Source organism: Pseudomonas sp. RA_15y_Pfl1_P11 (assembly GCF_963970975.1).
Classification (GTDB): domain Bacteria; phylum Pseudomonadota; class Gammaproteobacteria; order Pseudomonadales; family Pseudomonadaceae; genus Aquipseudomonas; species Aquipseudomonas tritici.
The window spans coordinates 69,972-82,155 of the sequence record NZ_CAXAOY010000012.1 but is presented as its reverse complement, the minus strand read 5'-3'; the positions used below and the strand labels follow the sequence as shown (position 1 = coordinate 82,155).

At 60.6% G+C, this 12,184-nt stretch carries 9 protein-coding genes; 1 reads left to right on the top strand and 8 read right to left on the bottom strand.

Annotated elements, in window-relative coordinates; all coding sequences use genetic code 11:
• Positions 1–121 precede the first annotated feature (121 nt).
• On the top strand, positions 122–1,237 hold the full coding sequence (locus tag AACY44_RS16405) for a Gfo/Idh/MocA family protein (RefSeq protein ID WP_339415912.1): 1,116 nt from the start codon (positions 122–124) through the stop codon (positions 1,235–1,237).
• A 34-nt stretch (positions 1,238–1,271) separates the two neighbouring features.
• Here AACY44_RS16405 and AACY44_RS16400 read toward each other — a convergent pair whose 3' ends face one another.
• The 8 genes from AACY44_RS16400 to praA all read right to left on the bottom strand — a co-directional run bounded on the left by AACY44_RS16400 (position 1,272) and on the right by praA (position 12,144).
• Complete coding sequence (locus AACY44_RS16400) at positions 1,272–2,975, bottom strand: AMP-binding protein (protein WP_339439190.1); 1,704 nt, start codon at positions 2,973–2,975, stop codon at positions 1,272–1,274.
• A gap of 31 nt (positions 2,976–3,006) precedes the next feature.
• Positions 3,007–4,305, bottom strand: a complete 1,299-nt coding sequence (locus tag AACY44_RS16395; RefSeq protein ID WP_339439189.1) for an acetyl-CoA C-acetyltransferase — start codon at positions 4,303–4,305, stop codon at positions 3,007–3,009.
• Positions 4,302–5,192 carry a MaoC/PaaZ C-terminal domain-containing protein gene (locus tag AACY44_RS16390; protein ID WP_339415908.1) on the bottom strand — a complete coding sequence of 297 codons (891 nt, stop codon included), beginning with the start codon at positions 5,190–5,192 and terminating at the stop codon, positions 4,302–4,304. Before AACY44_RS16390 ends, AACY44_RS16395 begins: the two co-directional genes overlap by 4 nt.
• 3 nt (positions 5,193–5,195) lie before the next feature.
• Positions 5,196–6,539: a 3-oxoacyl-ACP reductase gene (locus AACY44_RS16385; RefSeq protein ID WP_339427590.1), complete on the bottom strand. Its 1,344-nt coding sequence runs from the start codon at positions 6,537–6,539 to the stop codon at positions 5,196–5,198.
• 148 nt (positions 6,540–6,687) lie between these two features.
• On the bottom strand, positions 6,688–9,213 hold the full coding sequence (locus AACY44_RS16380) for an acyl-CoA dehydrogenase (protein WP_339415906.1): 2,526 nt from the start codon (positions 9,211–9,213) through the stop codon (positions 6,688–6,690).
• A 229-nt stretch (positions 9,214–9,442) separates the two neighbouring features.
• Positions 9,443–10,894 carry an outer membrane protein transport protein gene (locus AACY44_RS16375; protein WP_339530701.1) on the bottom strand — a complete coding sequence of 484 codons (1,452 nt, stop codon included), beginning with the start codon at positions 10,892–10,894 and terminating at the stop codon, positions 9,443–9,445.
• A 120-nt stretch (positions 10,895–11,014) separates the two neighbouring features.
• Positions 11,015–11,518 (bottom strand): alkane oxidation protein activator PraB, encoded by a 504-nt coding sequence (gene praB / locus AACY44_RS16370; protein ID WP_339415903.1) that lies wholly within the window; start codon positions 11,516–11,518, stop codon positions 11,015–11,017.
• 131 nt (positions 11,519–11,649) lie between these two features.
• Positions 11,650–12,144, bottom strand: a complete 495-nt coding sequence (gene praA, locus AACY44_RS16365) for an alkane oxidation protein activator PraA (protein ID WP_339530657.1) — start codon at positions 12,142–12,144, stop codon at positions 11,650–11,652.
• Between the last annotated feature and the right edge of the window lie 40 nt (positions 12,145–12,184).

The following is a 12,184-nucleotide window of genomic DNA, read 5'->3' as shown; positions in this document are numbered from 1 at the left end:
AGCTGCATTCGCTGAGGTGATCTTCAGCGGCTTAATGAATTTTTATTCCACCTATTGAATTTAGTGAATTTTTATTCCATTAATACCTTTTCTCAAAACAATAATGCAAAGGACCACGGCAATGCGCGAACTCGGAATCGGCTTGATCGGCACAGGCTTCATGGGCCGCGCCCATGCGTTGGCGTTCAACAATGCGCGAGCGGTATTTGAGCTGCCGGTACAGCTCAAGCTGGCCGCCCTGGCCGATGCCGACACCGAGCGTGCGCAGCGCTGCGCCAATGCCTGGGGGTTTGCCCAGGCCCACGGCGACTGGCAGGCGTTGATCAATGATCCCGGCGTCGGTGTAGTGGCCATCACCACCCCCAACCATTTGCACTACCCAATGGCCATGGCCGCCATCGCGGCAGGCAAGGCGGTTTACTGCGAGAAGCCCCTGGCGGTCAGCCTGGAGCAGGCCGACGCCATGCGCCGCGCCGCCCGTGCGGCCGGCGTGGTCACGCGGGTCGGCTACAACTATCAGCACAACCCGATGATCACCCTGGCCCGACAGATGATTGCCACTGGCGAGCTTGGCGAGATCATCAGCTTCCAGGGTGAATTCAGCGAAGACTTCATGGCCGACCCGACGTCCCCTTGGTCGTGGCGCTGCGAAGTGGAACATGCCGGCGGCGCGCTGGCGGACTTGGGCAGCCATCTGCTGTCGATGGCGCGCTATCTGCTGGGGGATGTAGTCAGCGTGTGTGCCGATACCCAGACCGTCCACGCCCGCCGCCCTGCCGTCAAAGGGAGCACGGAGGTGAAACCCATCGCCGTGGACGATCAGGTGCATGCCTTGCTGCGTTTCGCCAACGGCGCGCGCGGCACGGTGAGCAGTAGCTGGCTCAAGCATGGCTACAAGAACCACCTGAGCTTCGAGATCAGCGGGACGAAAGGCACGCTGGCGTTCGATCAGGAGCGCTTGAATGAGTTGCGCGTTTGCCGGGTTGGTCAGGAGGGTTTCCAGCGTCTGTTGGCCGGTCCCGCCCTGCCCGGCTATGCGGCGTTCAGCCCGGCTGCGGGGCACCAGTTGGGGTACAACGAGTTGAAAACGCTGGAGGTGCAGGCGTTGATCCTGGCCGTGGCGGGCCAAGGTACGGATGGCACTGACTTTGAGGCGGCATGGGAGGTTGAGCGGTTGGCGACGGCGATTCGCCTGGCTGCCAGGGAAGAACGCTGGGTAGCCGTGAACTCACTCTAAAATCCACCACATTTGGATCACCTAAACCTTCGAGTCAGCGCAAGGCTCGGCGCAGCACTTTACCCACGGTGGTCTTAGGCAGCTCAGTGGTCCGAAACTCCACATACCTTGGCACCTTGTACCCCGTCAGATACTCGCGGCAATGCGCCAGGATCTGCTCCTGCGTCAGGTTCGGGTCCTTGCGCACCACGATGATCTTGACCTTCTCCCCCGTCACGCCATCTTCCACCCCAATCGCCGCCACTTCCGCCACCCCTGGGTGCAACGCCACCACGTCTTCGATTTCATTGGGGTACACGTTGAAGCCCGAGACCAGGATCATGTCTTTCTTGCGATCCACCAGGCGGATATAGCCACGCTCGTCCATCACACCGATATCGCCGGTCGACAGCCATCCCTCGGCATCCAGCACCTCGGCGGTGGCTTCCGGGCGTTTCCAGTAGCCCTGCATCACCTGCGGCCCGCGCACTTGTAGTTCGCCCTGCTCGCCAATCTCGGCCAGCTCCCCGTCTTCACGGATAAACCGCACCCAGGTCGACGGCAATGGCACACCGATGCTGCCGGTGAATTCCATCTCGCGCATGCGCGCAATATTGATCGGGCTGATGCTCACCACCGGCGAACACTCGGTGAGGCCATAGCCTTCGATGATCGGCAGTCCGGTGACTTCCTTCCAACGCTTGGCCACTGCGGTGTGGGTGGCCATGCCGCCCGCGATCACCATGCGCAGGTCGGAAAAGTCCCGCGCGCAAAACGCCTTGTTTTCCAGCAAGCCATTAAACAACGTGTTGACCCCGGCAATGCCGTTGAAGCGCTCCTTGCGCAGGATCATCTGCACCCGCTTCACGTCCCGTGGGTTGGCAATCAGGATATTGCGCCCGCCCAGGCACATGAACATCAGGCAGTTCACCGTCAGCGAAAAGATGTGGTAAAGCGGCAGCAAGGTGACGTTGGTTTCCTGCTTGTGCTGGTCCAGTTGGTCACCGACCCAGGCCTTGGCCTGCAGCAGATTGGCGATGATGTTGCGATGACTGAGCATCACGCCCTTAGCGTCGCCGGTGGTGCCGCCGGTGTATTGCAGGAAAGCCAGGTCATCGAGGTGCATTTCCACCGGAAAATGATTGAGCCCGCGCCCCTGTTTCAAGGCCTGATTGAACCGCACCGAGCCGCGCAGATTGAACGCCGGCACCTGCTTTTGCACGCTACGCAGGATAAAGTTCATCGCTGCGCCCTTGAAGGTGCCGAGCAAATCGCCGATGGCCGCGATTACCACGCGCTTGACGCTGCTGCCGGCAATGACTTTTTCCAGGGTATGCGCGAAGTTTTCGAAGATCACCACGGTCTGCGCGCCGCTGTCCTTGAGCAAATGCTTGAGTTCATGGGAGGTGTACAGCGGGTTGACATTGACCACCACTGCGCCGGCCAGGATCGTACCCAGCAGGCAGATCGGGTACTGCAAGCAGTTGGGCATCATCAACGCCACGCGGTCGCCCTTTTGCACACCCTGGCCCTGCAACCAGGCGGCGAACGCAATACCTTGCACCTGCCAGTCAGCGTAGGTCATTTCGGTGCCGATGCTCACATACGCCACACGCTCGTGGAATTTCTCCAAGTGTTCGAGGAACACCTCGCGCAACGATGGGTAATCTTCAATCGCGGCATCGATATCCGCCGGGACGCCAGGCAGGTAAGCGTCAAGCCAGATCCGTTCGGTTTGTTCCAGGCTTACAGCGTTCATGGCAGTCTCCTTATTGTTGTTTTTGATAGCGCTACTTTTCGACGATGGCGGCAATGCCCAGTCCGCCTGCCGCACAGATGGAAATCAGGCCGCGCCCGCCGCCGTTCTCATGGATGATCTTGGCTAGCGCTGCCAATTGCCGGCCTCCGGTGGCGGCGAACGGGTGACCGCAGCCCAGCGAGCCACCGTTGACGTTCATTTTCGACCGGTCAATGGGCCCCAGCGGCGCGTCCAAGCCTAGACGCTCGCGGCAATAATCGGCGTCTTCCCAGGCCTTGAGCGTGCACAGCACCTGGGCGGCAAAGGCCTCGTGGATCTCGAAAAAATCGAAGTCATTAAAGCTCAGGCCTTCACGTTTGAGCATGCGTGGCACCGCGTAGGCCGGGGCCATCAGCAGGCCTTCGGTGCCGTCGACAAAGTTCACGGCTGCCGTTTCGCCGGTCCGCAGGTAAGCCAGCACTGGCCAGCCGTGCTCGGCCGCCCATTCTTCGCTGGCCAGCAACACCACCGAAGCGCCGTCGGTCAGCGGCGTGGAGTTGCCTGCGGTGAGCGTGCCGTTCTGGCGGTCGTAAGCGGGTGACAGCCCGGCGAGTTTCTCCAGGCTGGCGTCAGCGCGTAGGTTATTGTCCCGGGCCAGGCCGCGATGGGGGCTGATCAGGTCGTCGAAGAAGCCACATTTGTATGCGGCATCCAGGCGCTGATGGCTGGTGAGTGTCAGCTCATCCTGGGCCAGACGCTTGATCTGCCAGCGCTTGGCCATTTCCTCGCAGTGTTCGCCCATGGACAGGCCGGTGCGTGGCTCACCATTGCGGGGCAGCAAGGGCTTGAAAAACATCGACGGCCGAACCTTGAGCAGCGCTTTCAGCTTGTCGCCCATGCCCTTGGCGCGGTTGGCGGCGAGCAAGGTGTGGCGCAGGGATTCGTTGATCCCGATGGGGGCGTCGGAGGTGGTGTCGGAACCACCGGCAATGCCCACCTCGATCTGGCCCAGTGCGATCTTGTTCGCCACCAGCAATGCTGCTTCCAGGCCGGTGCCGCAGGCTTGCTGCACATCATAGGCCGGCGTATCCGGAGACAAGGTGGTGGACAACAACGACTCACGCGCCAGGTTGAAATCCCGCGAATGCTTGATTACCGCGCCGGCGGCAAACTCACCCAGGCGTTGGCCGTGCAGGTTGTAGCGGTCGACCAGCCCCTGCAAAGCGGCGACCAGCAGGTCCTGGTTGCTGTCGTGGGCATACACCGTGTTGGAGCGCGCAAAAGGGAGGCGGTTACCGCCGATAATCGCGACGCGGCGAACCGGGGCTGGGTTGAAGCTGTAATCAGTCATTTAAGGCTCTCTTTCCAGACGAACAGTCCACGCATGTGAGGCTTGTCACCTGCGAAATTGCGGACTTCAAACTCACGGCACGGGCCCGCTGCCGGACGGTTCCACAGCGCGACCTGGCCGGGCAGGAAGATCGGCAGCTTGAAGTCGCAATGCGCCTCGGCCTGGTCCAGCCCACCGGGCGGTTGCTGCGCAGCAAGGGCACGGCCCAAGGTCCACATGCCGTGGGCGATGGCACGGCGAAAGCCGAAGATTTTCGCGCCGATCAGCGACATGTGGATCGGGTTGAAATCCCCCGAGACCTTGGCAAAGCGCCGGCCCAGGTCGGCGGGCAGCACCCAACGTTGAGTGCGCAACACCCCTTCTTCCTGCAACGGCAACGCGTCGTCCCAGGGCTCGCCGACCGGGTCTTTGACATCCCGGCGCAGGTACAGGCTGTCGCTTTCCCATACCAGGGTGCCAGCGCTGTAGGCACGGGTCGCGATGCTCAACGCCTGCCCCTTGGGATGCGCGACCCAGCGCTCGCAATACACTTCCAGGCGCAAGGCCTGGCCTTCGTGCAGGCGTTGGTGCTGACGAATGCGATTCGCCAGGTGCACCATGCCGCTGGCCGGGTACGGGAAACTCGGGCGGGTCAGCAGCATCAGGTGCAGCGGGAACGCCAACACATGGGGATAAGACAGCGGCACGCCTTGCTCGCGGCGAAAACCACAGGCACGGCCATACGCGGCGATGCCAGCGGCGGATAACTCCACTGCCGAGCGCACCAGGCGTTCCTTGGGCAATACAGGCGCACCGTCGAGCGCTGGCTTGCGTAAGGCCCGCACGCCGTCCAGCAGCAAGCGGGTGCGTGATGGCGGTGGGTCGATAATCTGTGTCACGTAGTCCATGGCTCAGGCTCCCAGCAGGCTTTGACCACACACGCGTACGACTTGGCCGTTGACCCCGCCAGACGCTGGGTGCGCCAGCCAGGCAATGGTCTCGGCCACATCGATCGGCTGCCCGCCTTGGGACAGCGAATTCATGCGCCGCCCCGCTTCGCGAATCATCAGCGGGATCTTCGCGGTCATTTGGGTTTCGATAAACCCCGGCGCCACCGCATTCACGGTGACGTGCTGCGCCGCCGCACGCGGTGCCAGGCCCTGGACCAGGCCGATCACACCAGCCTTGGAAGTGGCGTAATTGCTTTGCCCGAGGTTGCCAGCGATGCCGGAAATCGACGACACGCACACGATGCGCCCACCGGGGTTCAACCCTTGGTTTTGCAATAACGCGTCGCTGAGTTGCAGGGGCGCCTCAAGGTTGACCGCCAGCACACTGCGCCACGCCGCCTCGGTCATTTTGGCGACGGTTTTGTCGCGGGTGATCCCGGCGTTGTGCACCACCACGTCAAAAGCGCCGTATTGACTGACATGGGCCTGCAGCAGTGCGGCAGCATCCGCTGCAGTGATATCCAGGGGCAGCGCCAGACCACCGACACTCTGCGCCGCTTGTTGCAGCGACGCCTGGGCCTGCGGTACATCCACGCACACCACATGGGCGCCGTCGCGCGCCAACACTTGGGCGATTGCCAAACCAATGCCACGGGAAGCGCCAGTGACCAGCGCGCGGCGGCCGGCGAAGGGTTTGTCCCAGTCGACGGGAACCTGGCCGTCCACCGGCTTTTCCACGCGCACCACTTGCCCCGAGACATACGCCGAACGGCGCGACAGGAAGAACCGCAGGCTGCTGTCCAGTGCGTCTTCGGCGCCAGGCGCTACGTAGATCAGTTGCACGGTGATCGCCCGGCGCAACTCCTTGGCCAGCGAACGCACCAAGCCTTCGAGGGCGCGTTGGGCGATGGCTTGGGGCAAGTCCTGGCAGTGTTCCGGCGCGGTACCGAGTACCACCACGCGGCCGTGCTGACCGAGGCGCTTGGCGTTGGCGTGGAAGAACAGATAGAGCTCATCCAGTTGCTGCAGATCGGCCACGGTGCTGGCGTCAAACACCGCGCCCTGCACGTTCACCGTGGACGGCGCCTTGAGCGTGGCCGGGGTAGCGGTGACTGTGTCGGTGGCCGCGAAAATCCGCTGCACCTCAAAGGCCAGGCGCCCTGCCCCGGCGAGGATCACCGGGTTGGCCAGGCCTTGCTGGCCGCTGCGATGACGTTGCAGCGGCAAGGGTTGCGGCAGACCAACGGCCTGGGCCAGGCGACGGCCCCAAGGGGAATTGACGAAAGAAAGGTAGCTGTCACTCATAAGTAGACCCACTGTCTTGGCGTGTAAACCCGATCAATGTGGGAGCTGGCTTGCCTGCGATGGCATCACCTCGGTGCTTCTGATGGACCGAGTCGTCAGCATCGCAGGCAAGCCAGCTTCCACACTGACCGTGTACATTCAGTGCCACTCAATTGACCGAGGCGTTTTCACCTTGGGCGGTTCGGCGCTTTGGCATAGGCTCCAGCGCTTGCTTGCGCCGCTGCAACGCCTCCAGCAACCCGAAGTCCTGCGGGAAGTCATCCACTTGGATGCCGTGGTCGGCGTATTCCACATAGCGACCGAGCAAGGTGTCTTCGTCGTCGCTGATCAGGTCCAGCGCCCGCGCCTTGACGCGCCAGGCGGTGAAGGCTGTGGCTGAGATCGGCATCGGTTCGATCAAGCCCTGCTTGACGGCGGACTTGAGTCGGGCGTCGATCAACTCCACCTGCGGCAACAGGCGGAAGCCCAGTTCGCCGTAGGCCAATTTGTCGATTTCCGGACGTGGGATGTAGGAATTGGCCAGCAAGCGTTCGCGGGTTTCGCCTGGTGTCTGCACCACATCCGCCACCTCGGCCAGCAGACGGTCCGAAGGTTTGCGCAGCGGGATACCGAACGGGAACGTCAACGCCCGCACCACGGCCGCCGCCGCTTTTGACGGGTAGTTGTCGAGCACCTCGGCCAGCGCTTCATGAGCCCGCAGCAATGCATCCTGGGCCGACCAGTGCACCAACGGCAGGTCCGCCTGGGGCCGGCCGTCATCCTCGAAGCGCTTGAGCACGCAGGACAAAATGTACAGCTGCGACAGAATATCCCCCAGGCGCCCGGTGATACTTTCCTTGCGCTTGAGGGCCCCGCCCAGTACGCCCATGGAAACGTCCGAAATCAACGCAAGCACCACCGACAGACGATTGGCCTGGCGGTAGTAGGACGCCAGCGCGGGGTCGGTCTTGGCCGGTACGGATATCAGCCGCCCCGCCGTCAGAGAATGCACCGCCGCGCGTACGGTGTTAGCCAGCACAAAGCTCACATGGCCGAACATCGCGCTGTCGAAGGCTTCCAGCGCCTTGCGCCGGTCCGGGTTGCGTGCCGCTTCCATTTCGCGGAACACATAAGGATGGCAACGAATCAACCCCTGGCCATAGATGATCAGGCAGCGCGTCATGATGTTCGCGCCTTCCACGGTAATGGCGATGGGGCTTTGCTGATAGGCACGCGCCAGGAAGTTGTTCGGGCCCATGCAGATGCCCTTGCCAGCAACGATGTCCATGCCGTCATTGACGATGATGCGCGCGCGCTCGGTGACGTGGTACTTGGCGATGGCCGAGATCACCGAGGGTTTCTCACCCGCATCCAGGGACGCTACCGAGACTTTACGCACCGCATCGCAGGCATACAGGTGCCCAGCCATGCGTGCCAGTGGCGCCTGCACGCCTTCGAATTTCCCGATAGGCAGGCCGAACTGTTTACGCATGGCAGCGTAGGCCGTGGTGCCGCGCACCGCGACCTTGCCCAGGCCGACGTTGGCCGACGGCAAGGAAATCGCCCGCCCCGCGGCCAGGCATTCCATCAACATGCGCCAGCCATTGCCGATTTGCTCGCGGCCACCGATCACCCATTCCAGTGGGATGAAGACATCCTTACCGGTGGTAGGACCGTTCTGGAACACGGCATTCAATGGCCAATGACGGCGACCGCTGTTCACGCCGGGATGCGACGTTGGAATCAGTGCACAGGTGATGCCGAGTGAACCGGGAGCGCCGAGCAAGCCGTCCGGGTCCTCGGCGCGGAATGCCAGGCCCAACACCGTGGCAATCGGGCCGAGGGTGATGTAGCGCTTGTCCCAGGTCACACGAAAACCCAGCACTTCCTCGCCTTCATGGGTGCCTTTGCAGACGATGCCCAGGTCGGGAATCGCCCCCGCATCAGAGCCGGCGTATGGGCTGGTCAGCGCGAAGCACGGGATGTCCTCGCCCCGCGCCAGACGCGGCAGGTAGTAATTTCGCTGGGCATCGGTCCCGTAATGCAACAGCAGCTCCGCCGGGCCCAGGGAATTGGGCACCATCACCGAAATCGCCGCCGCCGAGCAGCGCGTCGACAGCTTCATCACCACTTGCGAGTGCGCGTAGTGGGAGAACCCTTTGCCGCCGTACTGCTTGGGAATGATCATGCCAAGGAACCCGGCATCCTTGGTGTACTGCCAGCCTTGCGGCGACATGTCCTGCCAGACCTGGGTGGTTTCCCAGTCATTGGCGATGTCGCACAGGGTTTCCACTTCATTGTCGAGGAAGGCTTGTTCTTCAGCGCTCAGGCTGGCCGGAGCAGCTTGCAAGAGGCGCTGCCAATTCGGCTTGCCGCTGAACAACTCGGCGTCCCACCACACGGTGCCAGACTCGATAGCGGCACGCTCAGTGTCGGACATGGCCGGCATAATCGTACGAAACAGGCTCAAGGCCCGGCGAGTCAGCAAGGTGCGGCGCAGGGGCTTGATCGTCATCAACAACGCCGGCAACACCACCAGCACCGCCGCGACGCTCACGCCGAAACCGGCGACCACGTTGAACAGGTAACCTGCCGCCAGCCAGATCAGGCCAATGAACAACCACAGGGTCGCGGCGGCTTGTCGATATGCCAGGGCAATCGCGGCGGCGAGGCCCATCAATAACCAGATAACCATGGGGATACCTCATATTCGATTCAGGGTATTGCCAATGCGCGGCCGGTCGAAGTGACCTGCGTGGCGCCACACTACAAAATTTGGAATCAAATTCAAATCTTGTTTTTAAATTTTAATTTAATTGTTTGGCAAAAAAAATTAGCTGACCCCTCAGCCGATTGGGCCAGCCATTGCGGCAGGTGCATGACGCGAAGACCAGAATGCGCTTGATGTTCGCGTCATAGCTGCCTTAAAACTTGTAAGTGGCCGACAAACTGACGACATCGCCTGAAGACTCGGCAGTGCCGTCAAGACGGCCACCACCAAGACGATCGACGTTCTGGGTTTTGATATTGACCTTCTGAACGAATTGGTGCGAATACGCGGCATCCAGCGTCAGGCCGGGAATGGCCTTGACGTCGTAACCCGCGCCCAGCGATGCAAAATAACGGTCGCCGTCGGGGATGCGCGGATCGCGCGTCGAATTACGGGTCGGCGTCTGGTCGTACGCCACGCCTGCCCTCAAGGTCAACTCATCCGTGGCCTTGAAATCGCCCCCCAGGGAGTACATCCACGTGTCCTGATAATTATAAGGAATGGCAACAATCGTCGAGCCATTGGACTTGAGTGTCAGGTCCTTGAAGGACGACCATTGCGTCCACACGGCGCTGACACCTAACGTCCAACGATCATCGAACTGGTGCACCCAGTCGATAGCGGCAGTCGCCGGAATATCCAACTGCGTGCTGGCATTGGCGCCATTGGGGAACAACTTCAGTCCAGGGTACGCCGTTTCAACCAGCGTCTTGCCATCACCAAAGATCGAATCGTCCGTCATCAAGCCGTTGTTCAGCGCATCGGCCCGAACCTTGTACTTACCCGTCAGCTTGTTTTTGATTTTGGCGTGGTAGTTCAGACCCAAGGAGTCTTTGTCGGTCGGTTTCCACACAACGCCACCAAACCAGCCAACGGAAACATTGTCCACTTTGACCCGCATCAGCGCGGTACCTACGCCTGGCGGGAACGCCCCGTTACCCAAGCCGGGAGAGACCGAAGCAGCCGAGAATAGATCGATGTTCTGGCTGACGAAGCCTTGGCTACGTTGGACGATCATGCCACCGCCGATGGAAAAGTCGTCGCGCACCTTGAAGGATAAGGACCCCGTCAAGCCGACGGTTTCAATTTTGGTGTCCACGGCGAAGTCGCGAAACTTGGAATTTTCATTCCAGGTGCTGCGCATGCCTTGCGGCACGACCTGACTGAGGCCGAATGCAAAGCGGTCGCCAATCGGGATCACCAGAAACCCGGTTGGCAGCCACGCGGTGAAACCACCCTGGCCGCCATTGTTGTTATTGACGGTTGCAGTGCTCGGATCAAAGCTACCATCGGGCGACACTGCAGTATTGCTGGCCGGATTACCGGTGTAATCGTAAGACTGCCCCGTGTATTTGATCTTGATCCGGGCATAGTCGACGGTTTGTTGAACCACGGATTGATCGACGAACGCCATCGCTGCCGGATTGTTGTATGCAGAACTTGGGTCATTCTTGAACAGAGAACCGCCGCCGAACGCCCGGCCCCAACCTGGGGCACCGTAAGTCGGCGTAGAGAACCCACCCGCCTGCACGGTAGCGGCCGTCATCAGCCCCCCCAGTATTGCCAACCCCAACAGTGTATGAGCCTGTTGTTTCTTAGTGATCATGCGGCACTCCTTATTATTATTCGCTTCCGGCATTGCCGGCTTTCTACGTCAGCCGGCACCTCAAACGAGGCACCGGCCTTTCAAAGGGTGATCAACCCTGCGTTCCGTAACGTGTGCCCGTTATGGGTTAACCGTCAGACCAGAGGCAGTGGTAGTCAGCGATACAATGTTGCAACCGCCACTCAGAGGCTGGTTTGCCGCGGTAAGGGTGTGAGACGAAGCATTCCAGGTCACATTGATGGAGGATGGACCGCAGTCGGTGCCGGGGATAATAAAAGTCTTTTTAATGGTGTAACCAACGTTTGCCACTTTGCCTTCAGTGGCCGACGACGCAGTCAGCACCCAGCCTGGCGACGGAATGCTCTTGAGCGTAGGCAAAGCACACAAGCCACCTCCGGTCAGTGCGGCATTGGTGATAGTGGCAACACCGCCACTGACAGTACCGCTGAAAGTAATGCCACAGGTCACACTGCCGCCGAATGAAGACGGTGATTGCACCACGATGGAACCTGCGGTGGTGGTAAAGGGGCCTTCAGGGCTGATCGAAGCCGCATTGGCCATCGAAGCAGCACCCATGCAAACAGCCAAAGCAGACAACGATACGAGGGTTTTCAAACTTTTCATTGTTATGCCTCACATGTTAAGGCGAGTTATTCGCCAGGGGGTAATGGCCATGATCGAGAGGTCACGGTGAAACTGCAGAACTTCCCTTTCCAGCCAAATCTCAATTCAATTACCGCAACAACATTTACTGTTTATTCAACCACTTTGAAGTTCGGTGGCATCTTGATCGACACCGTCTTGATTGTGCAGTCTTCGCCAATCGGTACGTTCGCGGCTTCCAACTTACCGGTGGCGTTATCCCATGTACCCTCGGCGGTAGAAGGCCCGCACTTGCCACCCAGGCCAAACGCATGAACATCTACGCTGATGTTCGACATGGAACCGCTCTTGGTGTCTTTGGCAACTAATACCCAGGGCAGGTTAATGGCTTCGACTCGGCTGCATTTGAGGCCGCCATCGAATTCAACTTTGTCGACATTCACCGATGAGCCGTCGGCCGCCACTTTGCCGGCGACCTTGATGGTGCAGTCGGCGCTGATCAGCGCACCTTTGGAAAAACTGATGGGGCCCTGGGCGTTAAACGCACTGCCGGCTGGCTCAATGCGCGCAGCTTGAGCCTGGTGGTAGACGATCAGGCCCAGCGCGGCCAATACGATATGGGTGGTCAACTTGGCAGGTGATTGCATGATGTACGTCCTTCCCTTGAAATTATTTTTGTTCGGGTCA